Here is a 25,135-nt window from a genome sequence, read left to right as displayed (position 1 = left end):
CCATAGTGGGGACGGGGGTGTGGGGGGTCAAGATGTTCGAAGAGTCGAAAAGATTCGATGCGGCGAGTTGAGCGAAAGTCAGTGACTCCCCTGTTCTTTACCGTCACTTGGCGCTAGCTTCGTTGACACCAGTGGGAGCGGTTCCATCAGTCGACGCGTCCGTCACGACGCGCCTGAACTGCAAGGACTCGCTCATGCGACACCCCCCGCGTTCAGTACTTTTAGCCGTCGCGGCCGCTGCTGCCCTGCTGGGCACCGCGGTCGTGCCGGTCGTCTCGGCGTCAGCGGCCGGACCCGCGTGCACGGTGGAGTACTCCGTCACCAGCCAGTGGGACACCGGCTTCCAGGGCGCCGTGAACATCACCAACAACGCTGCCACCGTGAACAGTTGGAGCCTGAGCTTCGACTTCGGCGGCGACCAGAAGGTCACCCAGGGCTGGAACGCCAAGTGGTCCCAGTCCGGCACGACGGTGACCGCCACCAACGAGAGCTGGAACGGTGCGCTGCGCACCGGCGCGAGCGTCAGCGCCGGGTTCATCGCCTCCCACGCGGGCGGCAACACCGCCCCGACGGCGTTCAAGCTCAACGGCACGACCTGCAACGTCGACGCAGAACCGTCACCCGACCCGACCGACCCGACCGACCCGACGGATCCGGCCGATCCACCGGGTGAGGGAACGCCACCGGCCCTGCACGTCTCCGGAAACAAGCTCGTGGACGCCGACGGAAAGACCCGTCGACTGCTCGGCGTCAACCGTTCCGGCGGCGAGTTCATGTGCGTCCAGGGGCGCGGCATCTTCGACGGGCCGGTCGACGACGCCTCCATCAGGGCGATCGCCGACTGGAACGCCAACACGGTCCGCATCCCGCTCAACGAGGAATGCTGGCTGGGCCTTTCGAACATCAAGCCGGAGTACGCCGGCACCCGCTACATCAGCGCCGTCAAGGACCTGGTGGCCAGGGTGAAGGCGCACGGCATGACCCCGATGCTCGAACTGCACTGGAGCTGGGGCCAGTACACCGGCAACTCGGCCGGCTGCTCCGACGTGCACGCCGGCTGCCAGAAGCCGATGCCCAACATGCGGTACACACCGTCGTTCTGGGCGTCGGTGGCGAGCACCTTCAGGGACGACCCGACGGTTGTCTTCGACCTGTTCAACGAGCCCTACCCGGACCGCGCGACCTCGGATGCCACCCAGGCCTGGCGGTGCTGGCGGGACGGCGGCACCTGCCCCGGCATCGGGTACGAGGTCGCCGGTATGCAGGATCTCGTCGACGCCATACGGGACACCGGCGCCACGAACCCGATCCTCGCCGGCGGGCTCGCCTACTCCAACGACCTCAGCCAGTGGCTGACGCACAAGCCCACCGACCCGGCCGGCAATCTCGCCGCGGCCTGGCACGTCTACAACTTCAACGCCTGTGCCGACGAGGGCTGCTGGAACGCCACGCTCGCCCCGGTCGCGGCCCAGGTGCCGCTGGTCGCCGGGGAGATCGGCGAGAACACCTGCGCGCATGGTTTCGTCGACCGGGTCATGCGGTGGTTCGACGACCGTGGCCTCTCGTACCTGGGCTGGACCTGGAACACCTGGGACTGCAATTCCGGCCCCGCCCTGATCTCCAGCTACGACGGCACTCCCACGCCGTACGGCATCGGGCTGCGCGATCACCTGCGTGCCCTGGACGGATAGTCCATGAACACACCTGAAGTTTCCTGAACCTCACTGACCATCCCGAAAAGCAATGAGCAGTCCGAACCCTCCGAACCCTCCGAACCGTCCGAACCATCCGAACAGTTCGAACAGTCCCAGAAGGATCCCCACGGATAGGAAATCCGCACTCATGAGCCGTACCAGAACCGCACTCCTCGCCGCCCTGGCGCTGACCGCCGGGGCCTCCGGGACGGCACTCGCCGTCGACCCCGGTGGCGTCGGCGCCGCCGCCGTCCCCTGCACCGTCGACTACAAGGTGCAGAACCAGTGGGACACCGGCTTCACCGCCGCCGTGACGGTCACCAACAACAGCGCCGCCAAGTCGTCGTGGTCGGTGAAGTGGTCGTACGCCGGCAACCAGAAGATCACCAGCGGCTGGAACGCCAAGCTCAGCCAGAGCGGCACCGCCGTCACCGCCGCCAACGAGTCCTACAACGCGACCCTGGCGACCGGCGGTTCGGTCAGCTTCGGCCTGCAGGGCACGTACAGCGGCACGAACGCCATCCCGGCCACCTTCACCCTGGACGGCGTGACCTGCAACGTCGACGACGGCAGCGGCGGACCCGGCGGACCCACCGACCCGCCCCCGACCGGTCCGGGCAACCGCGTCGACAACCCGTATGCCGGCGCCAAGGTGTACGTGAACCCGGAGTGGTCCCGCAAGGCCGCCGCCGAGCCGGGCGGCAGCAGGATCTCCAACCAGCCCACCGGTGTCTGGCTGGACCGCACCGCCGCCATCAACGGTGTCAACGGCGGCATGGGGCTGCGCGCCCACCTCGACGAGGCCCTGAAGCAGAAGGGCAGCGGAGAGCTCGTCGTCCAGCTGGTGATCTACAACCTGCCCGGCCGCGACTGCGCCGCGCTCGCCTCCAACGGTGAGCTGAAGGCGGACGAGATCGACAAGTACAAGACGCAGTACATCGACCCGATCAAGGCGATCCTCGCCGACCCGAAGTACGCCTCGCTGCGGATCGTCACCACGGTGGAGATCGACTCCCTGCCGAACCTCGTCACCAACGTCTCGCCGCGGCCCACCGCCACCGCGAACTGCGACACGATGAAGGCCAACGGCAACTACGTCAAGGGCGTGGGCTACGCGCTCAACAAGCTCGGTGACGTCCCGAACGTCTACAACTACGTGGACGCCGGACACCACGGCTGGATCGGCTGGGACGACAACTTCTCGGCGAGCGTCCAGATGATCAAGCAGGCGGCGACCGCCGAGGGCGCCACCGTGAACGACGTGCACGGCTTCATCACGAACACCGCAAACTACAGCGCCCTGAAGGAGCAGCACTTCACCATCAACGACACCGTGGGCAGCAAGTCGGTCCGCGAGTCGAAGTGGGTGGACTGGAACCGGTACGTCGACGAGCTCTCCTTCGCCCAGGCCTTCCGGGGCGAGGCGGTCAAGCAGGGCTTCCACTCGGGCGTCGGCATGCTGATCGACACCTCCCGCAACGGCTGGGGCGGCACCGCCCGGCCCACCGGCCCGGGCGCGCGGGACACCGTGGACACCTACGTCGACGGCGGCCGCATCGACCGGCGCATCCACGTCGGCAACTGGTGCAACCAGTCCGGAGCCGGCCTCGGCGAGCGCCCGCAGGCCAACCCGGAGCCCGGCATCGACGCCTACGTCTGGATGAAGCCGCCGGGGGAGTCCGACGGCTCCAGCAAGTTCATCGAAAACGACGAGGGCAAGGGCTTCGACCGGATGTGCGACCCGACGTACACGGGCAACCCGCGCAACGGCAACAACCTGTCGGGCGCCCTGCCGGACGCCCCGCTCTCCGGACACTGGTTCTCCGCCCAGTTCCAGGAGCTGATGAAGAACGCGTACCCGCCGCTGTCCTGACGGTCCTGACCATCCCGGCTGTCCTGACGCGGTGACGTCCCGATGATCCGCCGGGGTCGGCCCTCCGGGGCCGGACCCCGGCGGATCGCGGACTTTCCGCGCCCCGTTTTTGCCGTACCGGCAACAGCGGTGGCCTCCGCACGGTGCGTCGGCGCACGCTGAGCGCATCCGAGCGAGAGGCTGACCACCATGGCGCACCACCACGATCACACCGACATCGACTGGGCCGAGATGGCCCCGCTGCTGGAGGCCCAGGCCGAGCTGTTCACACCGCTGTACGAAAAGGCGCTGGCCTGGCTCGGGAAGGAGGTGACCGAGCCGGGGCTGATCGTCGACGCGGGCAGCGGGCCCGGCGTCGTCTCCTGCCTGTTCGCCGAGACGTTCCCGGGCGCGCGGATCGTGGCGGTGGACGGCTCCGCACCACTGCTGGAACGGGCCCGCGCCCGCGCCGTCCGCCAGGGGGCCGCCGACCGTTTCAGCACGCTCGCCGGTGAACTCCCCGATGCCCTCGGCGAGTTGGACTACCCGGCCGACCTGCTGTGGGCGAGCCGCAGCCTGCACCACCTCGGCGATCAGCGCGCCGCGCTCGCCGCCTTCGCCGCCCGGCTCGCCCCCGGCGGCACGCTGGCCCTCATGGAGGGCGGCCTGCCGGCACGGTTCCTGCCGCGTGACATCGGCATCGGGCGGCCCGGCCTGCAGGCGCGGATCGACGCGCTGGAGGAGGAGTGGTTCACCCGCATGCGGGCCGAGCTGCCGGGCCATGTCGCGGAGACCGAGCACTGGCCGGCCCTGCTCGCCGCGGCGGGCCTGAAGCACACCAGGACGCGCAGCTTCCTCCTGGACCTGCCCGCACCGGCCTCCGACCGGGTCCGTGCCTATGTCGCCGCGTCCCTGTCCCGCATCCGCGAGGCCCTCGCCGACGGCCTCGACGCCGACGACCGCGCCACCCTCGACCGGCTCCTCGACCCCGGCGACGAGGCGAGCGTGCACCGCCGCCCGGACGTGTTCGTCCTGGCCGTGCACACGGTGCACACGGCGGTCCGTACGGGCTGAACCACCGGCGGACAGCGGCGACCGGCCGCAGCCGCACCAGCAGCCACCGGTGCGGCGGCCGGCCGCCGCACACCTGCCGCCCTTGACTTCGAGAGCCCTTCAAGTGATGGACTCCCCGACGTCAAGCAGGGGGGAATCATGACGGACTCTCAGGTCGCGCTCATCACCGGCGGGGGCAGCGGCATCGGTGCCGCGGTCGCGCGGCAGTTGCTGGACGCCGGGTACCGGGTGGCCGTCACCGGCCGCGGCGAGGAACGGCTGCGCGGCTTCGCCAAGGAGCTCGGCGAGCCCGACGGTCTGCTGACGATCGCCGGCAACGCCGCCGAGTACGACGATGTACGGTCGGCTGTCGACACCACCCTCGAGGCATTCGGTCGACTGGATACAGTCGTCGCCAACGCCGGATTCGCCACCCACGACACCGTCGCCGAGGGCGACCCCACCGGCTGGCCCGAGATGGTGCTCACCAACGTGCTGGGCCCGGCGCTGCTGAAAGGGCCTCCATCGACGCCCTGAAGGAGTCGCGCGGCCGGATCGTGCTGGTCGGCAGCGTCGCCGGGTTCGTGCACGGACCGGGCAACCTCTACGGCGCGACGAAGTGGGCGGTGACCGGACTCGCGGAGAACACCCGGCGACAGGTCACCGGCTGGGGTGTGGGCGTGACCCTGATCGCGCCGGGCCGGGTGGAGACCCCGTTCTGGGACGCGTACGGCAGCCTGCCGCCCGGGCATCTGCTCACCGCCGACCAGCTCGCGGACTCCGTCGTGTGGGCCATCCGGCAGCCCGCCGGCGTCGACGTCAACACCGTGGTCGTACGGCCCCTGGGGCAGCCGAACTGAAGAAGGGGCAGGGCCCGTCTCCGGGCCCTGACCCACCGCCGGTCAGGCGTCGCTCAGGCCATGTCGAACGTCGCCGGGTCCGGGCCCAGGCGCCGGTCCTCGTTCAGCGCGCTGATCGCCGCGAGGTCCTCGGCGTCCAGGCTGAAGTCGAAGACCTCGATGTTCTCCTTGATCCGGGACGGCGTCACCGACTTCGGGATCACCACGTTGCCGAGCTGGATGTGCCAGCGCAGCACGACCTGGGCCGGGGTGCGGTTGTGCTTCCGGGCGATCGCCACGATCGCCGGGACCTCCAGCAGGCCCTTGCCCTGGCCGAGCGGCGACCAGGCCTCGGTCGCGATGCCCTGCTCCGCGTGGTACTCACGGGCGGCGTTCTGCTGCAGATGCGGGTGCAGCTCGATCTGGTTGACCGCCGGGATGACCGACGTCTCGCCGATCAGGCGCTCCAGGTGCTCCGGAAGGAAGTTGGAGACACCGATCGCGCGGATCCGGCCGTCGGCGTGGAGCTTCTCGAACGCCCTGTACGTGTCGACGTAGGTGTCACGGGCCGGCAGCGGCCAGTGGATCAGGTACAGGTCCACGTACTCCAGGCCGAGCTTGTCCAGGGACGTGTCGAAGGCGCGCAGCGTGGAGTCGTACCCCTGGTCGCTGTTCCAGAGCTTGGTGGTGACGAAGAGCTCCTCGCGGGGGATGCCGGAGCCGGCGATCGCCTTGCCGGTGCCTTCCTCGTTGCCGTAGATCGCCGCTGTGTCGATGCTGCGGTACCCGGCCTCCAGGGCCGTCGCGACGGCCGACTCGGCCTTGTCGTCCGGCACCTGCCAGACACCGAAGCCCAGCTGGGGCATCTCGACGCCGTTGTTCAGGATGATCGGGGGGACCTTGCTGCTCACGAGCTCTCGATCCTTACGGTTGTCGTCAGGTGGTACTCCCATCGTCAACGATCACGGGCCGCGATGCATTCCTGACGCGAGAATGACGGGAGAATCCAGACGTGACGAAGCACACGTGAGGGGACGAATCAGGCCCGGTACAGTGCCTCGACCTCGTTCGCGTACGCCTTCTCGATCGCCTTCCGCTTCAACTTCAGCGACGGGGTGAGCAACCCGTGCTCCTCGGTGAACGGCTGCGCCAGGATGCGGAACGTGCGGATCGACTCGGCCTGCGAGACAAGTGTGTTGGCCGCGACCACCGCGCGCCGCACCTCCGTCTCCAGGTCGGGGTCGCGCACCAGCTGCTGCGGGGTCATCCTGGGCTTGTCGCGCATCATCAGCCAGTGCTCGACGGCCTCCTGGTCGAGGGTGACCAGGGCGGCGATGTAGGGGCGGTCGTTGCCGACGAGGATGCACTGGTTGACCAGCGGATGGTCCCGGACGCGCTCCTCCAGAACCCCGGGCGAGACGCTCTTGCCGCCCGAGGTGACGAGGATCTCCTTCTTGCGGCCGGTGATGGTGAGGTAGCCGTCCTCGTCGAGGGCGCCGAGGTCGCCGGTGGCCAGCCAGCCGTCGTGCAGGGTCTCGTCGGTGGCCTTGGGGTTGTTGAGGTAGCCCTGGAAGACGTTGTCGCCGCGCAGCCAGATCTCGCCGTCGTCCGCGATGTGCACGGTGACGCCCGGGATCGGCTGGCCCACCGTGCCGTAGCGGGTGCGCTCGGGCGGGTTGGCGGTCGCGGCGGCCGTGGACTCGGTCAGGCCGTATCCCTCGTAGATGTGCACGCCCGCGCCCGCGAAGAACAGCCCGAGTCGCCGGTCCATCGCCGAACCGCCGGACATGGCGTGCCGGATCCGGCCGCCCATCGCGGCGCGGAGCTTGGAGTAGACGAGCTTGTCGAACAGCTGGTGCTGCATGCGCAGCCCCGCCGACGGTCCGGGGCCGATACCCCACGCCTTGGCCTCCATGGCGTCCGCGTATTTCACGGCGACCGCGACGGCCTTCTCGAACGCCCCGGCCCTGCCCTCCTTCTCGGCCTTGCGACGGGCGGAGTTGAACACCTTCTCGAAGATGTACGGCACGGCGAGGATGAACGTCGGCTGGAACGCGGCCAGATCGGGCAGCAGAGCCGCCGCATTCAGCTGCGGCTGGTGGCCGAACTTCACCTTGCCGCGGATGCCGGCGACCTCGACCATCCGCCCGAAGACGTGGGCGAGCGGCAGGAACAGCAGGGTCGCCGCCTCGTCGCCCTTCTTGGAGTGGAACACCGGCTCCCAGCGCCGGATGACGGTGTCCGCCTCGTACATGAAGTTGCCGTGCGTGATGACACAGCCCTTGGGGCGGCCGGTGGTGCCCGAGGTGTAGATGATCGTGGCGACCGAGTCCGGGGTGACCGCCTGCCGGTGCCGGTGCACCACCTCGTCGTCGAGGTGCGCGCCCGCGTCGTACAGCTCCTGCACGGCACCCGCGTCCAGCTGCCACAGCCGGCGCAGCTGCGGCAGCCGGTCGATGACGGTGGCGATCGTCATCGCGTGGTCCTCGTGCTCCACGACCGCCGCGGTCACCTCGGCGTCGTACAGCATCCAGAAGCACTGCTCGGCGGAGGAGGTGGGATAGACGGGCACGACCTGCGCACCGATCGTCCACAGTGCGAAGTCGAACAGCGTCCACTCGTACCGGGTCCGGGACATGATTGCGACCCGGTCGCCGAAGCGGACCCCGCGGGCCAGCAGGCCCTTGGCCAGGGCGAGCACCTCGTCGCGGAACTCGGCGCTGGTGACGTCCCGCCACCGGCCCGTGTCGTCCTTGCGGCCGAGCGCGATGTGCAGCGGGTCCTCCTGGGCGTACCGGAAGACGACGTCGGCCAGACCGCCCACCGGCGGTGCCAGCGCCAACGGAGGGTTGGTGAACTCGCGCAAACCCCGCTCCCCGCTTCTCGTGGCACTCGCTCAGCGCCGTGAAAGCTACCCCACCTGGCCGTAGGCCGGGAGGGGGTCGGAAGACGAGCAGCGCTCTGGTATGCGCAGGTCAACGAGGGAAAATGCGCTCACATGCGGAAGGGTCGGACAGAATCCTGACGGTTGAGTAAGTTTCGGTGCCGTAATCTCCACCGAATCTGTACGACCCGGTCACGGTCGGCGCCCTGCGCCCGGGCTCGTCCGCTCCGGTGTCGTCGTCTCTTCCTTACAGCGTCGGATCGGCGGATTCCGTTACTGCGGCCCTGGTCACGGCGGTGTCAGGTGTGGCACGGAGGGCGGGGCCGCCCGTCAGGGGCCCTCGCGGCGCCGGCGCTGCAGCCGGTCCCCGCCCGCCAGGATCGCCGCCGCCAGGGCGTCCGCCGCGCCCTGGGCGGAGGTGCGGCGGCGGCCGTGGACCAGGACGAAATCGACGCGGCCCAGCTCGGGAAGGCCCGCCCGGTCCGGCATCCGCACCAGGCCCGGCGGGATCAGGCCCCGCGAGTGGGCCATCACGCCGAGGCCCGCGCGGGCCGCCGCGATGAGACCGTTGAGGCTGCCGCTCGTGCACACGACGCGCCACTCGCGGCCCTGCCGCTGCAGCGCCTCCAGGGCGAGTGCCCGGGTGATGCCGGGCGGCGGGTAGATGATGAGCGGCACCGGCCGGTCCGGGTCCAGGCGCAGCCGCTCGGCGCCGATCCACACCAGCCGGTCGTGCCAGACCAGCTCGCCGCGGGGGTCCTCCGGGCGCCGCTTGGCCAGCACCAGGTCCAGTTTCCCGGCGGCCAGCTGTTCGTGCAGCGTGCCCGACAGCTCCACGGTCAGCTCCAGGTCGACCTCGGGGTGGTCGTGGCGGAAGCCCTCCAGGATCTCCGGCAGCCGGGTGAGGACGAAGTCCTCGGAGGCGCCGAAGCGGAGCCGCCCGCGCAGCCGGGTGCCGGTGAAGAACGCCGTGGCCTGTTCGTGCACCTCCAGGATCCGGCGCGCGAAGCCGAGCATCGCCTCGCCGTCCTCCGTCAGCTCCACCGAGTGGGTGTCCCGGGTGAACAGCTGCCGTCCGGTGGCGTCCTCCAGCCGCCGCACGTGCTGACTGACGGTGGACTGGCGCAGCCCGAGCCGCCGGGCGGCCTGCGTGAAGCTCAGCGTCTGGGCCACCGAGAGGAATGTCCGCAGGTGGGAGGGTTCGTACACGAACCCAGCTTATCGCGGATCGCGATGACAGTGAGTGCGGTATACCGGATTCCCGATCGCTGGGTGAGGGAGCAGGATGGAGGGGGGACCCCTTGTCCCGTACCGGACAGGGCAGAAGGCCCCTACAGGGGAGACGGGTCCTCCAGGGAGGACGAGCCCTCCAGGGAAGAGAGCCCTGTACCGCCAGTACCGCCGACAGCACCAAGCAAGTGGAGCACCGTGAAACGCCTGCGATGGCCGAGTTGGATGCCGATCGACCCGTACATCCTGCTGCTGCTCGGGACGGTGGGCCTCGCCGCATTGCTCCCCGCGCGCGGGACGGCCGCCGACGTGGCGTCCGGTGCCTCGACGGCCGCGATCGCCCTGCTCTTCTTCCTCTACGGCGCCCGGCTGTCCACCCGTGAGGCGCTGGACGGGCTGAAGCACTGGCGGCTCCACGTCACCGTCCTGGCCTGCACCTTCGCCGTCTTCCCGCTGCTCGGCCTCGCCGCCCGCGGGCTCGTCCCGGTCTTCCTGACGCACCCGCTCTACCAGGGCCTGCTGTTCCTGACGCTGGTGCCGTCGACGGTCCAGTCGTCGATCGCCTTCACCTCCATCGCCCGCGGCAACGTGCCCGCAGCGATCTGCGCGGGCTCCTTCTCCTCCCTCGTCGGCATCCTCGCCACCCCCCTGCTGGCGGCCGCGCTGCTCGGCGGCACGGGCGGCGGCTTCTCCGCCGACTCGCTGGTGAAGATCGTGCTGCAGCTGCTGGTGCCGTTCCTCGCCGGGCAGGTGCTGCGGCGCTGGATCGGCGGCTTCGTCACCCGCCACAAGAAGGTGCTCGGGCTGGTCGACCGCGGTTCGATCCTGCTCGTCGTCTACACGGCGTTCAGCCAGGGCATGGTCCAGGGCATCTGGCACCAGGTCAGCCCCGTACGGCTGGCCGGGCTGCTCGGCGTCGAGGCCGTCCTGCTCGCCGTGATGCTCCTGCTGACCTGGTACGGCGCCAAGGCGCTGCGCTTCAGCCGCGAGGACCGGATCGTGATCCAGTTCGCCGGCTCGAAGAAGTCCCTGGCCGCCGGGCTGCCCATGGCGAGCGTGCTGTTCGGCGCGCACGCCTCCCTGGCGGTGCTGCCGCTGATGCTCTTCCACCAGATGCAGCTGATGGTGTGCGCGGTGATCGCCAAGCGCCGCTCGCACGACCCGGTGGACGAGGTCAGCGCCGCTCGGCCAGCCGCAGCGTCACGAACCGCGGTCGGTACAGGGACACGTTCCGGCTGAGCTGCGCCGCGGCGCCGGTGGTCTCCAGCCAGTTGACGTCGTAACTGAGCACGAGACGTCCGTCGCCGCTGAGCGCCGGATGCACCTGCGGGTTGTACGCGGCCACTTCCCCCCGCGGCAGCGACGGGCTGAACTCCTTCGTCGGCCCGTGCCACGGCCCGGTCGGTGAGCAGGCCCAGTACGACGTCACCGTGGTCAGCCCTTTCGTCCCCGCTGCCATCGTGAACAGCACGTACGTCCCGCCGTGCCGGAGCACCGAGAACGCGCTGCCCACGCCCGTGCGGCGCCCGTCGCCCAGTACGGGCCGGGGCCGGGTGCCCCAGCCCGAGCCGTTCCAGTACCGCCAGGCGGCCGGGTCGGCGAGTCTGCCCTCCGCCACGCGGGCCACGTACGCGTGCGAGGCCGGGCGGGAGGCGGCCTGACCGTCGTCGCCGCCGAAGACGTACGTCCAGCCGTCCTCCTCGACCAGCGTCGTGCCGAACAGGACACGCCGGGAGGGGTCGGGCACCAACTGCTGGTCGAGCACCTTCACCACCGACTCCAGGCGCAGGTCCGGCAGGGACAGCGTGGCGACCTCGGTGGCGGTGGGCACGCCGTAGATCCAGGGGGCGGCGCCGGCCGTGCGCACCCACAGCAGCACCCGCACCACCTGCTCGGACGAGCCGGGCGAGCGCGGCTCGACGCGGGCCGCGACCGGCCAGCGCCACTGGTTCGGCGCCGGATCGGGGAAGAGCGGGGCGGGCAGGGTGGTCTCCAGGCGGCCGTCGCGCATCACGACCGCCGAGTTGCGCACCAGGGGCGCGGTGGTGTCCCGCCAGGCGTAGGACTCGCCGGCCGGGTTGGGCGGTCCGTGCACCCGGCCCAGATACGTGTCCGAGAACAGCCACAGGATCCGGCCGTCCGGCAGCCGCAGGGAGTGGGTGCCGTCGCCGCCGGTCCAGTCATCGGTGCGGGCCGGGTCGTCGCCGTAGCGGGCGAACTCGGCGGTGAGACGGTCGTCGGCCCACCATGAGCCGACCGAATGCGGTATGCAGTCGCCGCCATCGTGTCGACCGTCGCCGCCATTCCGTCTACCGTCGCCGTCCCCCGGGAGCGCGGTGAGCAGCACCGCCCCGAGAACCAGGGCCAGCAGCAGACCGATCCCGGTTCCCGTGCGCTGTCGTGCTCGTGCTGTGTCATCGGGCACGCTGAGGGACGTTAGTTGCTACCCGCTCGCCTGGTCCATGGGGAGCCACGCGACCGTGCCCGCCGTGGCCGAAGGCGGACCGCCGGTGGCCAGTTCCTTGTCGGTGAGCGCCCGGTTCCAGACATGCACGTCGTCGATCGCGCCGGTGAAGTGGGCCCGGCTGTCCAGGCGTTGGCCGATGTGCACCCCGAACGGCGAGTCGCGGCTGACCGAACCGGGCACGTCCGCGGTGCTGATCGCCGTACCGTCCAGGAAGAGGGTGAGCCTGCCTCCGTCGCGGCGCAGGGCGAGGTGGTGCCAACGGCCGTCGTTGTGGGCGCCGGTGGTGCGGACGTACGCCGACCGCGGGGGAGCGGCGCCGTCGCGTACGGTGATCAGGCCCTGGATGCGGTCGTGCGCGGGCTCGGCGCGCAGCCAGACCTGCGGCTGGCTGGTGCCGATGCCGCCCATCCACAGCAGCGGCTGCTCACCGGTCGTGGCCGTGTAGCGGAACCGCAGGGACGCGGTGAAGTCCCCTGCGCCCAGCCGGAGTCGGGGCCGGTACGGCAGGCGTACGGCGTCGTCGGCGCCGTCGAAGGCCAGCGCGCCGCCGACGGCACCGGTCGCCGGCCGGGCGCCCCCGAGCACGGCCGCCGGTGAGCGGGGCGAGGTCGGCGGTGGTCGGGTCCGGGCCGCGGCGCGGCTGCAGCCAGTCCTCGGTGAAGCGGGCGAAGCGGATCTCGTCACGCGCGTCGGCCGTGCCGCCCTCGTACATCAGCCCCACGGTCGTGTCGTCGATCCGCACCAGGTCGGAGTAACCGGACCAGTCCCTGTGACGACCGTGCCGCGGTCCAGTCAGTTCGGACGGCTTCTGCCGGAACGTGCCGTCCTCGGCGACCGGCCAGGAGTCGGTGGCGCCGACCCGCCAGTGGTCGCCGCCGTCGTCGCTGACGACGAGCGCGGCGTGGTTGGCGGTGACCCGACTGCCGTTCCAACTTTCGGAGTTGACGCCGATGACGAGCCGCCCGGGATGCCGGCCGCGGGTGAGCTGGATGCCGTGCACAGGGCCGGTGGCGTACCACGAGTTCCAGTGCGCGGGCAGGATCTCACGGCTCAGGTCACGCGGCTTCGACCAGGTCAGCCCGTCGTCGTCGCTGTACTGCAGGTGCGGGGTGCGGTCGCATGGGATGGCGCAGTTCCCGCTGTCCGTACGGCCGGTGTTGTACGTCTCGGCCAGCAGGACGCGGCCGGTCGTGCGGTCCACGACGGGGGCCGGGTTGCCGTGCGTGTCGCCGCCGCCGTCGGTGACGACCTGGAGCGGGCCCCAGGTGCGGCCGCCGTCGGTGGACCGTTTGAGGACGATGTCGATGTCGGCCGCGTCCCCGCAGTTGAGGGCGCGGCCCTCGGCGAACGCCAGGAGCGTGCCGTCGTTGGTCTTCACGATCGCGGGGATCCGGAAGCAGGCGTAGCCGGGGTCCTGGGAAGCCTTGAAGAGCACCTGCTGCTCGAACGGCGGGTCGGCTGCGGGGAGTTGGCCAGAGGCGGGGAGGCGGCTCGTTGCGGGGACCGGGCCAGATGCGGGGAGACGAACGGACGTGGGGGGGCGGGTCGGGGACGGGGACCGGTGCCGCGGCCGTCGCGGCGAGGGCGAGCAGGGCGGTGAGGGCGGTTCTCAGACGGGTGCTGGCCGACACCGCTCGCCGCGGCCGTGACCAGCGCCGCCTCGCCCGGCGCGGGACGCGCGGCCTCCAGTGCGCCGAGAGCGACCAGCCCGCTGCGGACCAGCGCGACCGCGTCCACGGCGCTCGCGTCGTCGGGGATCGGGGAGGCCATGGCCTCGTGCAGGGCGGCGACGTCGGCGTAGCCGTGCCCGAAGCACAGACCCGTCACCCGGTCGCCGCTCCTGAATCGGGTCACGCCGTCGCCCACGGCCACGACCTCCCCGGCGATCTCACCGCCGAGCGGAACGGGGGCGGCGGCCTCGGCGATCTTGCGCACGACCGGAAGGGTGACGCCGACCGCCTCCGTGCGGACGAGCAGTTCCCCGGGACCGGGCTCGGGGACGGGTGCCTCCTCCACGAAGAGAGGGCCGCCCGGGGACTCGTAGCGGACGCGGCGCATCGCACCTCCAGAAGTCGATTCTCGGGAACGCCGAGGAACTCGTTGGCCGAAGCCCCCCTGCCCGCGATCCGCTCCCTGCCCAGTTGGCTGCTCGGCCGGGCCGCCACCCGAGGCCGGGCCCTGGTGGCCGAGGCACTGGCCGCCGAGGGCATGAAGATGTGGCATCACGTGGTGCTCTCCGCCGTCCGTGACCTCGCCCCCGTCGCCCAGGCCGACCTCGGCCGCAGCGTGCGGCTCGACCCCAAGGACCTGGTGGGCATCCTCAACGACCTTCAGGCCGAGGGTCTCGTCGTACGCGAACCCGACCCGAGGGACCGCCGCAAGAACGCGGTGTCCCTCACTGAGGAGGGCGCCCGGCTGCTGAAGCGCTGCGAGAAGGTGGCCCGCGAGGCGAACGACGCACTCCTCGCGCCGCTCTCGGCGGCCGAACGGGAGGAGTTCCTGCGGCTGTTGGCCCGGATCTCCGGTACGCAGAGCTGACCAGGACACCGGCGAGGGCAACTGCGCGGAGACCGGCGCGGACACCGGCGAGGTGCCAACCGCGTCGCCCGGACCGTGCACGCCTGCGGGCACGCGCGCTCTCCGCGTCGCATGGCACGTGTGTACGGCGGGGCCCCTACGGCGCAGGGGGCGCTCCCCGCCGGTCGGGGCCCCGCCGCCGTGCCGCGGGGAACCTTCTCAGCCCTGGGCGGCCGCGGCCCGCAGGGCGATACGGTCCTCGCCCGCGTACACGTTCATGGAACTGCCCCGCAGGAAGCCCACCAGCGTCAGCCCGGCCTCGGCGGCCAGGTCCACCGCCAGCGAGGAGGGTGCCGACACCGCCGCCAGGACCGGGATCCCGGCCAGGACCGCCTTCTGCGCCAGCTCGAAGGAGGCCCGGCCGGAGACCAGCAGGATCGTCCGGGACAGGGGCAGCCTGCCGTCCCGCAGGGCCCGGCCGACCAGCTTGTCGACCGCGTTGTGCCGGCCCACGTCCTCCCGTACGTCCAGCAGCTCGCCGTCCTCGTCGAACAGGGCGGCCGCGTGCAGGCCCCCGGTCCGCTCGAAGACCCGCTGGGCCGCGCGCAGCCGGTCGGGGAGGCCGGCCAGCAGTCCGGGTTCGAGGTGAAGCGGGGGAGTGTCGGCGATGGGCCAGCGGGCCGACGTGCGCACCGCGTCCAGGCTCGCCTTGCCGCACAGGCCGCAGGAGGACGTCGTGTAGACGTTGCGTTCGAGGGTGATGTCGGGGATCGGCACGCCGGGGGCCGTCTTCACGTCCACCACGTTGTACGTGTTGGAGCCGTCGACCGTCGCCCCGGCGCAGTAGACGATGTTCTGCAGATCGGATGCGGTAGCCAGTACACCCTCGCTGACCAGGAAGCCGGCGGCGAGCGCGAAGTCGTCGCCCGGCGTGCGCATGGTGATCGCCAGCGGCCTACCGTTCAGCCGGATCTCCAGGGGCTCCTCGGCGACGAGCGTGTCGGGACGGCTGGAGACCGCCCCGTCCCGGATCCGGAGCACCCTGCGTCGTTCCGTGACTCGTCCCATGGTCCCCATCAATCCCGTTCGGTCGGTCCCGCTCAGTCCCGGTTCTGTACGTGCTGGTAGCCGAAACGGCCCTTGATGCACAGGTTGCCGTGGGTCACCGGGTTGTCGTGCGGCGAGGTGACCTTGACGATCTCATTGTCCTGCATGTGCAGCGTCAGGTTGCAGCCCACTCCGCAGTACGCGCAGACCGTGGTCGTCCGCGTCTGCCGCGCCTCGTCCCACGTACCCGCCGCCCGCATGTCGAACTCCGACCTGAACGACAGCGCCCCCGTCGGGCACACCTCGATGCAGTTCCCGCAGTACACGCACGCCGAGTCCGTCAGCGGCGCGTCGTGCTCCACGGCGATCCGGGCGTCGAAGCCGCGGCCCGCGACGGAGATCGCGAAGGTGTTCTGCCACTGCTCGCCGCAGGCGTCCACGCACTTGTAGCAGAGGATGCACTTGTCGTAGTCGCGTACGTACAGGTCGTTGTCGACCTTGGGTTCCTCGTTGAGGCGGGCCGCGTCGGGGCCGAAGCGGTCCGGTTTCGCCTCGTACTCCTTGATCCACTCGGCGGCCCGCGGGGTGGTCGACAGGTCGACCGAGGACGCCAGCAATTCCAGGACGATCTTGCGGCTGTGCCGGGCCCGATCGCTGTCGGTACGTACCTGCATGCCCGGCTCGGCCCGGCGGGAGCACGCGGGGATGAGGGTTCTGGCTCCCTCGACCTCGACGACGCAGACCCGGCAGGCGTTCTTCGGGGTGAGCGTGTCGCCGTGGCAGAGCGTCGGCACGTCCTTCCCCGCGGCCCGGCAGGCGTCGAGGATCGTCGCCCCCTCGGGCACCCGCACCGGCTCGCCGTCGAGGGTGAACTCCAGCAGACGGCGGGGGATCCCCAGCGGTGTCACGGTCATACGGCGGCTCCTACGCGGCGATGCGCGGTCGTTCGTTCACGGTGTTGCGCGGTGGTGCGTGCGCGGCGATGCGCGGTGGTGCGTTCACGGTGTTGCGCGGTGGTGCTTGCGCGGCGATGCGCGGTCATTCGTACGCCCCCAGACGGTCGATGGCGGATTCCACGGCGTTCCACGCGGTCTGTCCCAGACCGCAGATCGAGGCGTCCCGCATCGCGCGGCCGACCTCCCGCAGCAGGGCGATGTCGCCGGCGGCGTCGGCGCCCGTGCGCGCCACGATCCGGCGCAGCGCCTCCTCCTGCCGCACCGTCCCGACCCGGCACGGCACGCACTGCCCGCACGACTCGTCCCGGAAGAACTCCGCGATCCGCAGCAGGAGCCGGGGCAGGGCCACGGTGTCGTCGAAGGCCATGACGACCCCCGAGCCGAGCGTCGTGCCCGCCTGCCGTGCGCCTTCGAAGGTGAGCGGGATGTCCAGTTCGTCGGGACGTACGAAGCCGCCCGCGGCGCCGCCGAGCAGCACCGCCCGCAGACCCTGGCGCACCCCGGCGAGGTCCAGCAGCTCGCCCAGCGTCGCGCCGAACGGCAGCTCGTAGACGCCGGGCCGGTCCACGCTCCCCGACACGCAGAACAGTTTCGGCCCGGTGGACCGCTCCGTGCCGATCGCCGCGTACACCGGTGCCCCCATCGTCAGGATCGGCAGCACATTGACCAGCGTCTCGACGTTGTTCTCCGCCGTCGGCTTCCCGAACAGGCCCTTTTCCACCGGGAACGGCGGCTTGGAGCGCGGCTCGCCCCGGTACCCCTCGATGGAGTTGAACAGGGCCGTCTCCTCGCCGCAGATGTACGCGCCCGCGCCCCGCCGGATCTCGATGTCGAAGGCATAGCCCTGGCCGAGGATGTCGTCGCCGAGCAGCCCGCGGGCCCGTGCCTGGTCGACGGCATATTGCATACGGTGGACCGCCCGCGGATACTCCCCGCGCAGATACACGTAACCCTCGTGCGCGCCGATCGCGTACGCCGCGACCGTCATCGCCTCCACGAGCGCGTACGGGTCGCCCTCCATGATCACGCGGTCCTTGAAGGTGCCCGGCTCGGACTCGTCGGCGTTGCACACCAGGTAGTGCGGGTGGTCGGGCTGGGACGCGGTGGCCTGCCACTTGCGGCCGGTGGGGAAGGCGGCACCGCCGCGCCCGACCAGGCCGGAGTCGGTGACCTCGCGGATCACCCCGGCGGGGCCGAGTGCGAAGGCCCGGCGCAGGGCGGTGTAGCCGCCGTGAGCGCGGTAGTCGTCCAGCGACGACGGGTCGACGACACCGACGCGGCGCAGGAGGACCAGGCCGTCCTGGCCCGCCTGCGGTACGGCCGCCGTGGCAGGCGGCTCTGGAGGCGCCGAGTCGGGGGCACTCGCGGCGAGGACGGCCGCGTCGGCCGTCGCCGGCGCCGACACCGCCGTACGCACCGGATCACCGGCCCGGATCGCGAGCGCGGCCGGGGCCCGTTCGCACAGGCCGAGGCACGGGCTGCGCTCGACCCTCACCCCGCTGCCCGCACCGAGCCGCGCCTCGACCCCGGCGCACAGCTGCGCCGCCCCGGCGGCCGTGCACGCCAGGTCCGTGCACACGTGCAGCACGGTCGCGGGCCGGGGCTCGACCGAGAACATCGCGTAGAACGTGGCGACCCCGTAGGCCTCGGCCGGCGGCACGGTCAGCCGCCGGCACAGGTAGCCGAGGGCGCCCTCGCTGATCCAGCCGACCCGGTCGTTGATCGCGTGCAGCCCCGGCAACAGCAGGTCGCGGCGGTCCCGGGCCTCCCGCCCGCCGCGGGCCCACCTCAGGTCGGCAGCCCTCGTCCCATCGCGGGCGGCACCCTCCCAGGAGGACTCCGGTGGGCCGAGCAGGGCGTCGACGGCGGCCCGCTCCTCGTCCGTCGGCTCGCTGTCGCCGAAGTGCAGGTCCACTTGCGTCACCTCACGATGGTCGCCACGGGGAGCTTCTCGATCCGGATCGCCGACGCCTTGAACTCCGCCGTCCCCGCGATCGGGCAGTTCGCCTCGATCGTCAGCTGGTTGGTGTCCACCTCGTCGGGAAAGTGCATGGTCATGAAGGCGAGCCCGGGCCGCAGCGCGGTGTCGACCCACACCGGCGCCACCACCGAACCGCGCCGCGACGTCACCCGCACCTCCTCGCCGACCACGACCCCGTACCGCTCGGCGTCCTCCGGGCACAGCTCGACGTACTCCCCGCGCCGCAGCGGCGAGGGAAAACCACCGCTCTGCACACCGGTGTTGTACGAGTCGAGCCGCCGGCCGGTGGTGAGCCGGATCGGGTACTCCTCGTCGGTGAGGTCGACCGGCGGATCGTGCTGGACGATCCCGAACGGCGCGGGCCTGCCCCGCCTTTGCGGGTCCGTCGCCCACAGCCGGCCGTGCAGGTAGGTCGGTTCGAGCCGCGCGGTGCTCGGGCACGGCCACTGGATGCCCTGGTGCTCCTCCAGCCGCTCGTACGTCATCCCGTAGTGGTCCGACGAGAGAGACCTCAGCTCGTTCCACACCGACTCGGCGTCGGCGTACTTCCAGTCGTGGCCGAGGCGGGCCGCCAGGTCGCAGAGGATGTCGATGTCCTCGCGGGCCTCACCGGGCGGGCTGAGGGCCTTGCGGACGCGCTGGACGCGCCGTTCGCTGTTGGTGGTCGTGCCGTCGGTCTCCGCCCAGCCGGCGGTGGCCGGGAGGACCACGTCCGCCAACTCGGCCGTCTTCGTGAGGAAGATGTCCTGGACGACGAGGAAGTCCAGCGCCTTCAGCCGCCGTACGGCCTGTTCGCTGTCCGCCTCCGACTGGGCCGGGTTCTCGCCGATGCAGTAGACGGCCTTCAGGGTGCCGTCCGCCATGGCCTCGAACATCTCCGTCAGGTTCATGCCGTAGTGCGGCTGGATGACGGTGTCCCAGGCGGACTCGAACTTCAGCCGGACGTGCGGGTCGAGGATGTCCTGGAAGCCCGGGAGGCGGTTGGGGATCGCGCCCATGTCGCCGCCGCCCTGCACGTTGTTCTGCCCGCGCAGGGGCTGCAGACCGGATCCGTAGCGGCCGACGTGGCCGGTGAGCAGGGACAGGTTGATCAGGGCGCGGACGTTGTCGGTGCCGTTGTGGTGCTCGGTGATGCCGAGGGTCCAGCACAGCTGGGCGCGCTCGGCGCGGGCGTAGGCGTGGGCCAACTCCCGTATGGCGGCGGCCGGCACGCCCGTCACCTTCTCGGCGAGGGACAGCGTCCAGGGCTCGACGAACTGCCGGTACTCCTCGAAGCCGGTGGTCGCCCGCGCGATGAACGCCTCGTTGGCCAAGCCCGCGTGGATGATCTCGCGGCCGATCGCGTGTGCCATCGGGATGTCGGTGCCGACGTTGAGACCGAGCCAGGACTCCGCCCACTCGGCGGTGGACGTCCGTCGAGGGTCGACCGCATACAGCCGAGCGCCGTTGTGTATGCCCTTCAGCACGTGCTGGAAGAAGATCGGATGCGCGAAGCGGGCGTTGGAGCCCCACATCACGATGACGTCGGTGTGCTCGATCTCCTCGTACGACGACGTCCCGCCGCCGGAGCCGAAAGCGGCGGACAGACCGGCGACGCTCGGGGCGTGGCAGGTGCGGTTGCAGGAGTCGACGTTGTTGGTGCCCATCACCACCCGGGCGAACTTCTGCGCCACGTAGTTCATCTCGTTGGTGGCGCGGGCGCAGGAGAACATGCCGAACGCCCCGCGCGCCGCTTCCAGGCCCCGGGCCGCCCGGTCCAGGGCCTCCTCCCAGCTCGCCTGCCGGAACGGTGCGTCGCGCGAGTCCCGCACCAGGGGACGGGTGAGCCGGGTGTAGGTCGTCGGGGTTCGGTCGCGTTGCCGCGCGCTCTTCGTGTTCCTCATGCGGCGCTCCTCAGTGCGAGCAGGTCCGAGATGGCGTGCACGGTGCGCAGCGTGGGCACCTCCACGCCGGTGATCTCCGCCAGCTCGACGACCGCCGCGAGCAGCACGTCGAGTTCGAGCGGCTTGCCGCGCTCCAGGTCCTGGAGCGTGGAGGTGCGGTGGTCGCCGACGCGTTCGGCGCCCGCGAGCCGGCGCTCGACGGACACGCCCACCCGGCAGCCGAGGGCCTCGGCGACCGCGAGCGTCTCGGTCATCATCGTCTCGATGACCTTGCGGGTGCCGCCGTGCCGGCACATCTGCCGCATCGTCGCGCGGGCCAGCGCGCTGATCGGGTTGAAGGAGATGTTGCCGAGCAGCTTGACCCAGATGTCGCCGCGCAGCTCCGGCTCCACCGGGCACTTCAGGCCGCCCGCCCGCATCGCCTCGCTGAAGGCCAGACAGCGCGCCGAGACACTGCGGTCCGGCTCGCCGACCGAGAACCGGGTGCCTTCCAAGTGCCGGACGACACCCGGCCCTTCGAGCTCGGTCGCCGCGTACACGACGCATCCGACGGCCCGTTCGGGTGCGAGCACCGCACTGACCGCGCCGCCCGGGTCCACGCTCTCGAGACGGTGACCGTCGTACGGGCCGCCGTGCCGGTGGAAGTACCACCAGGGGATGCCGTTCTGGGCGGCCACGACCGCTGTCGTGTCGTGCAGCAGCGGCTCGATCAGCGGCCCGCACGCCGCGTACGAGTTCGCCTTCAGGCCCAGGAAGACGTAGTCGGCCGGGCCGACCTCGGCCGGGTCGTCGGTCGCGTGGGGGTGCGCGGTGAAGTCGCCGCGCGGGCTGCGCACCCGCACGCCGTGCTGCCTCATGGCCGCCAGATGCGGTCCACGGGCGATGAGATGCACGTCGGCGCCCGCGCGGTGGAGCGCGGCGCCGACGTAGGCGCCGATGGCACCGGCACCGAGAACTGCGACTTTCACGGGAACGCTCCGTTCGGTTTGAGGGATACCGCGGAGGTGGGGGTCGGGTGGACGAGCCCTGTCCGAGACTGGCGCGATACTGTCGACGAAATATTGTCTACAGTATGGAGACAGGGTCAGCAAGGGTCCGTGCAGCAGCGACTGCAACTGCGGCGACCGTTCGGCAACTGCGGCGACCGTTCGGCGCATTCTGGATACCGCTCACCGCATACCGTCGACTCACCGTCTTCTCAAGGCAGTTGGCGCTGCCTACCGTCCGGGACTCATGAGCCCACCGGTCGCACCCCCGGGGTGGAGCCGCTGGCTGGTTCCGCCCGCCGCGCTCTCCGTCCATCTCTCCATCGGCCAGGCCTACGCCTGGAGCGTGTTCAAGCCGCCGCTCGAGTCCGCGCTCGGCCTCAGCGGCACGCAGAGCGCGCTGCCCTTCCAGCTCGGCATCGTCATGCTCGGCCTGTCGGCCGCGTTCGGCGGCACCCTCGTCGAACGCAACGGGCCGCGCTGGGCGATGACCGTCGCCCTGCTCTGCTTCTCCTCCGGCTTCCTGCTCTCCGCGCTCGGCGCGGCAACCGAGCAGTACTGGCTGGTCGTCCTCGGCTACGGTTTCGTCGGCGGCATCGGCCTCGGCATCGGATACATCTCGCCCGTCTCCACGCTGATCAAGTGGTTCCCGGACCGGCCCGGCATGGCCACCGGCATCGCCATCATGGGCTTCGGCGGCGGAGCGCTGATCGCCTCGCCCTGGTCGGCGCAGATGCTGGAGTCGTTCGGCGCGGACAGCTCCGGGATCGCGCTCGCGTTCCTCGTCCACGGGCTTTCATATGCGGTCTTCATGCTGCTGGGCGTGCTGCTGGTGCGGGTGCCGCGCACCGAGAAGCCGGTGGACGGCGCGCCGAGCGTCCTGCAGGGGCCGCAGGTCTCGGCTCGCGGTGCCGTGCGCACCCCGCAGTTCTGGTGCCTGTGGATCGTGCTGTGCATGAACGTCACCGCCGGCATCGGCATCCTGGAGAAGGCCGCCCCGATGATCACGGACTTCTTCGCGGACACCTCCACACCCGTGTCGGCGACGGCCGCCGCCGGATTCGTCGCCCTGCTGTCGGCGGCGAACATGGCGGGCCGGATCACCTGGTCGTCGACGTCCGACCTGATCGGGCGGAAGAACATCTACCGCGTCTATCTCGGCGTGGGCGCGCTGATGTACGCGCTCATCGCGCTGTTCGGCGACGCCTCCAAGCCGCTGTTCATCCTGTGCGCACTGGTGATCCTCTCCTTCTACGGCGGCGGCTTCGCGACGATCCCCGCGTACCTGAAGGACCTCTTCGGCACCTACCAGGTCGGCGCGATCCACGGGCGGCTGCTCACCGCCTGGTCCACGGCCGGCGTCCTCGGACCGCTGATCGTCAACTGGATCGCCGACCGGCAGGAGGAGGCGGGCCGGCACGGCGCGTCCCTGTACGGCCTGTCGTTCGTGATCATGATCGGGCTGCTCGTCGTCGGTTTCGCCGCCAACGAGTTCGTCCGGCCCGTGCACCCCCGCCACCACATCCCCAGCCCCGGCTCGCGCCCCGGTGCCGCACCGAAGGAGGCCGCCGATGACCGGCGACAGCAGCCCGAGTCCGCCTGACCCGAGCCGGCGGGGCCTGATCGCCTTCGCCTGGCTGTGGGTGGGGGCACCGCTCGCCTACGGGCTGTCCGAACTCGTGCGCAAGGCCACCCAGTTGTTCACCGGATGACCTCGGACGGCTGTTGAACAGGGCCAACGGGTCACTGCTCGGTCGTCCGGGGGTGTGACGGAAGCCGACAAGCCGGGCGGGCGATTCCTGTCACTTCACCTGCCGTCGTACCCGCGGGTCACTGATCACACTGGTGAATCCCGCTACTCACGGCAACAAGGGGGATCCACCCATGAACGGCTCGCGCATCGCCGCAGTCGGCCACTACCAGCCCGCCAGGGTGCTCACCAACGAGGACCTGGCGGGCCTGGTCGACACCAGTGACGAGTGGATCAGGAGCCGGGTGGGCATCCGTACCCGCCGCATCGCGGGCCCCGACGAACCGGTCGACGAGCTGGCCGCCCACGCCGCCGCCAAGGCGCTGGCGACAGCCGGACTGACCCCCGCGGACATCGACCTGGTGCTGGTCGCCACGTCCACCGCCATCGACCGCTCGCCGAACACGGCCGCCCGGGTCGCGGCCCGCCTCGGCGTGCCGTCGCCCGCCGCGATGGACGTCAACGTGGTCTGCGCCGGCTTCACCCACGCCCTGGCCACCGCCGACCACGCCGTCCGCGCGGGCGCAGCGAGCCGGGCCCTCGTCATCGGGGCCGACAAGATGTCCGACGTGACCGACTGGACCGACCGCACCACCTGTGTGCTCGTCGGCGACGGGGCGGGGGCCGCGGTCGTCGAAGCCGCGCAGGAGCCCGGCATCGGGCCGGTGCTGTGGGGGTCGGTGCCCGAGATGGGGCACGCGGTGCGGATCGAGGGCACGCCGCCGCGGTTCGCGCAGGAGGGGCAGAGCGTGTACCGCTGGGCGACCACGCAGCTGCCGCCCCTCGCGCGCCAGGCCTGCGAGCGCGCGGGACTGGTACCCGAGGACCTCGCCGCGGTCGTGCTCCACCAGGCCAACCTGCGCATCATCGAGCCGCTCGCCGAGAAGCTCGGCGCCGTGAACGCCGTCGTCGCGCGCGATGTCGCCGAGTCCGGCAACACCTCGGCCGCGAGCATCCCGCTCGCCCTCTCCAAGCTCGTCGAACAGGGCGCCATCTCCAGCGGCGACGCGGTCCTGCTGTTCGGCTTCGGCGGAAACCTGTCGTACGCGGGCCAGGTCGTCCGCTGTCCCTGAATGTCCCTCGTACGAGTGTGATGCGGCCAACTCGCCGTTTGCCTGGTCTTTGCGCGCCGTAGACTGTAGACGAAAGACAATCGACTGCCGGCTCTGCGGTGACACGGGCCTGCTGCCCGCTGTGCACGGCCCTGCCGAGGAGGGGGACCGCGATGTTGTCGACAGGACTGCCCCACGGGGCGGTACCCAAGCTCGAACGGCCCGGCCCGTTGCGCGACCGCGTCTACGAGGCGCTGCTCGAACTCATCACCACCCGCGCCCTCCAGCCCGGCCAGCACCTCGTCGAGAGCGAACTCGCCGGACACCTCGGCGTCTCCCGGCAGCCGGTGCGCGAGGCCCTGCAGCGGCTGAACACCGAGGGGTGGGTCGATCTGCGGCCCGCGCAGGGCGCGTTCGTGCACGAGCCGACGGAGGAGGAGGCCGACCAGCTCCTCACGGTCCGCACGCTCCTGGAGGCCGAGGCCGCCCGGCTCGCCGCCGCCAACGCGGACGGCGCGGGCATCCAGGCCCTGTACGAGCTGCTGGAGCAGGGCCAGCAGGCCGTCGACACCGACGACGTGGACGCCGCCGTGGCCCTCAACGCCCGCTTCCACGCCAAGATCATGGAGCTGGCCGGCAACGCGGTCCTCGCCGAACTCGCCGCGCAGGTCGACCGGCGTGTGCGCTGGTACTACACGCCGGTCGCCCGGCAGCGCGGGCAGCAGTCCTGGGGCGAACACGCCCAGCTGATCGCCGCGATCGCGGACCGCGACGAACAGCGCGCCATGCGGCTGATGCGCGAACACACCGAGCACACACGGCGTTCCTACCACGCGCGCGAGCGTTCCTAGTGTCCCGGTCCGGAGATCCTGTCGCAGTAGCGGCAGATGCGGTCGATGATCTGGTCTGCGGTTTTGGTCCACTTGAAGGGTCTGGCCTGCTCG

18 protein-coding genes and 3 pseudogenes are annotated in these 25,135 nt (G+C 71.1%); 10 read left to right on the top strand and 11 right to left on the bottom strand.

Features of this window, described 5'->3' with window-relative positions; all coding sequences use genetic code 11:
* The first annotated feature begins 194 nt into the window (after positions 1-194).
* The 4 genes and pseudogenes from ACYVMZ_RS37255 to ACYVMZ_RS37240 all read left to right on the top strand — a co-directional run bounded on the left by ACYVMZ_RS37255 (position 195) and on the right by ACYVMZ_RS37240 (position 5,459).
* Positions 195-1,691 (top strand): cellulose binding domain-containing protein, encoded by a 1,497-nt coding sequence (locus tag ACYVMZ_RS37255; protein ID WP_461087395.1) that lies wholly within the window; start codon positions 195-197, stop codon positions 1,689-1,691.
* Positions 1,692-1,842: 151 nt separating this feature from the next.
* Positions 1,843-3,567, top strand: a complete 1,725-nt coding sequence (locus tag ACYVMZ_RS37250) for a glycoside hydrolase family 6 protein (protein WP_461087393.1) — start codon at positions 1,843-1,845, stop codon at positions 3,565-3,567.
* A 189-nt stretch (positions 3,568-3,756) separates the two neighbouring features.
* Complete coding sequence (locus ACYVMZ_RS37245; RefSeq protein ID WP_461087391.1) at positions 3,757-4,620, top strand: class I SAM-dependent methyltransferase; 864 nt, start codon at positions 3,757-3,759, stop codon at positions 4,618-4,620.
* Positions 4,621-4,758: 138 nt separating this feature from the next.
* Positions 4,759-5,459, top strand: a pseudogene (locus ACYVMZ_RS37240) (SDR family oxidoreductase).
* A 53-nt stretch (positions 5,460-5,512) separates the two neighbouring features.
* Here the strand turns inward: ACYVMZ_RS37240 and ACYVMZ_RS37235 are convergent.
* From ACYVMZ_RS37235 to ACYVMZ_RS37225, 3 genes are all read right to left on the bottom strand, one after another.
* The gene (locus ACYVMZ_RS37235) at positions 5,513-6,349 is read right to left on the bottom strand and encodes an aldo/keto reductase (RefSeq protein ID WP_461087389.1); all 837 of its coding nucleotides are present in this window, start codon (positions 6,347-6,349) and stop codon (positions 5,513-5,515) included.
* 128 nt (positions 6,350-6,477) lie between these two features.
* Positions 6,478-8,304 carry an AMP-dependent synthetase/ligase gene (locus ACYVMZ_RS37230; protein ID WP_461087387.1) on the bottom strand — a complete coding sequence of 609 codons (1,827 nt, stop codon included), beginning with the start codon at positions 8,302-8,304 and terminating at the stop codon, positions 6,478-6,480.
* A 348-nt stretch (positions 8,305-8,652) separates the two neighbouring features.
* Complete coding sequence (locus ACYVMZ_RS37225) at positions 8,653-9,531, bottom strand: LysR substrate-binding domain-containing protein (RefSeq protein ID WP_461087385.1); 879 nt, start codon at positions 9,529-9,531, stop codon at positions 8,653-8,655.
* 246 nt (positions 9,532-9,777) lie between these two features.
* On the opposite strand from ACYVMZ_RS37225, the gene ACYVMZ_RS37220 reads away from it, so the two are divergent.
* Positions 9,778-10,791: a bile acid:sodium symporter family protein gene (locus ACYVMZ_RS37220; protein ID WP_461087405.1), complete on the top strand. Its 1,014-nt coding sequence runs from the start codon at positions 9,778-9,780 to the stop codon at positions 10,789-10,791.
* On the opposite strand, the gene ACYVMZ_RS37215 is transcribed toward ACYVMZ_RS37220, so the two are convergent.
* From ACYVMZ_RS37215 to ACYVMZ_RS37205, 3 genes and pseudogenes are all read right to left on the bottom strand, one after another.
* A complete protein-coding gene (locus tag ACYVMZ_RS37215; RefSeq protein WP_461087383.1) occupies positions 10,727-11,977 on the bottom strand; it encodes a DUF4185 domain-containing protein in 1,251 nt (416 codons plus the stop codon). The two genes, ACYVMZ_RS37220 and ACYVMZ_RS37215, sit on opposite strands and share 65 nt — an antisense overlap.
* Before the next feature lie 18 nt (positions 11,978-11,995).
* Positions 11,996-13,577: pseudogene (locus tag ACYVMZ_RS37210) on the bottom strand (LamG-like jellyroll fold domain-containing protein); the annotation flags it as partial.
* A 65-nt stretch (positions 13,578-13,642) separates the two neighbouring features.
* Positions 13,643-14,077: pseudogene (locus ACYVMZ_RS37205) on the bottom strand (alcohol dehydrogenase catalytic domain-containing protein); the annotation flags it as partial.
* 42 nt (positions 14,078-14,119) lie between these two features.
* On the opposite strand from ACYVMZ_RS37205, the gene ACYVMZ_RS37200 reads away from it, so the two are divergent.
* The gene (locus tag ACYVMZ_RS37200) at positions 14,120-14,557 is read left to right on the top strand and encodes a MarR family winged helix-turn-helix transcriptional regulator (protein WP_461087381.1); all 438 of its coding nucleotides are present in this window, start codon (positions 14,120-14,122) and stop codon (positions 14,555-14,557) included.
* Between the two features lie 198 nt (positions 14,558-14,755).
* Here the strand turns inward: ACYVMZ_RS37200 and fdhD are convergent, their stop codons facing one another.
* From fdhD to ACYVMZ_RS37175, 5 genes are all read right to left on the bottom strand, one after another.
* Entirely contained in the window at positions 14,756-15,604 is an 849-nt protein-coding gene (gene fdhD / locus ACYVMZ_RS37195) for a formate dehydrogenase accessory sulfurtransferase FdhD (RefSeq protein ID WP_461087379.1), read from the bottom strand.
* 32 nt (positions 15,605-15,636) lie between these two features.
* Positions 15,637-16,497, bottom strand: coding sequence for a 2Fe-2S iron-sulfur cluster-binding protein (locus ACYVMZ_RS37190; RefSeq protein ID WP_461087377.1), 861 nt, complete (start codon positions 16,495-16,497; stop codon positions 15,637-15,639).
* A gap of 124 nt (positions 16,498-16,621) precedes the next feature.
* Positions 16,622-18,454, bottom strand: a complete 1,833-nt coding sequence (locus tag ACYVMZ_RS37185; RefSeq protein ID WP_461087403.1) for an NAD(P)H-dependent oxidoreductase subunit E — start codon at positions 18,452-18,454, stop codon at positions 16,622-16,624.
* Between the two features lie 5 nt (positions 18,455-18,459).
* Entirely contained in the window at positions 18,460-20,403 is a 1,944-nt protein-coding gene (locus ACYVMZ_RS37180) for a molybdopterin oxidoreductase family protein (protein ID WP_461087375.1), read from the bottom strand.
* Positions 20,400-21,371, bottom strand: a complete 972-nt coding sequence (locus ACYVMZ_RS37175) for a 2-dehydropantoate 2-reductase (protein WP_461087373.1) — start codon at positions 21,369-21,371, stop codon at positions 20,400-20,402. Before ACYVMZ_RS37175 ends, ACYVMZ_RS37180 begins: the two co-directional genes overlap by 4 nt.
* A gap of 265 nt (positions 21,372-21,636) precedes the next feature.
* On the opposite strand from ACYVMZ_RS37175, the gene ACYVMZ_RS37170 reads away from it, so the two are divergent.
* The 4 genes from ACYVMZ_RS37170 to ACYVMZ_RS37155 all read left to right on the top strand — a co-directional run bounded on the left by ACYVMZ_RS37170 (position 21,637) and on the right by ACYVMZ_RS37155 (position 25,042).
* The gene (locus ACYVMZ_RS37170; protein ID WP_461087371.1) at positions 21,637-22,992 is read left to right on the top strand and encodes an OFA family MFS transporter; all 1,356 of its coding nucleotides are present in this window, start codon (positions 21,637-21,639) and stop codon (positions 22,990-22,992) included.
* A complete protein-coding gene (locus ACYVMZ_RS37165; protein ID WP_461087369.1) occupies positions 22,961-23,101 on the top strand; it encodes an MFS transporter small subunit in 141 nt (46 codons plus the stop codon). Before ACYVMZ_RS37170 ends, ACYVMZ_RS37165 begins: the two co-directional genes overlap by 32 nt.
* A gap of 172 nt (positions 23,102-23,273) precedes the next feature.
* Positions 23,274-24,212, top strand: coding sequence for a beta-ketoacyl-ACP synthase III (locus ACYVMZ_RS37160; protein WP_461087367.1), 939 nt, complete (start codon positions 23,274-23,276; stop codon positions 24,210-24,212).
* 152 nt (positions 24,213-24,364) lie between these two features.
* A complete protein-coding gene (locus ACYVMZ_RS37155; protein ID WP_461087364.1) occupies positions 24,365-25,042 on the top strand; it encodes a GntR family transcriptional regulator in 678 nt (225 codons plus the stop codon).
* The last annotated feature ends 93 nt before the right edge of the window (positions 25,043-25,135 follow it).

The sequence above is a fragment of the Streptomyces deserti genome, assembly GCF_054782695.1.
Note: the sequence above shows the minus strand (reverse complement) of the source record. Positions and strands in the feature narration are given on the sequence as shown.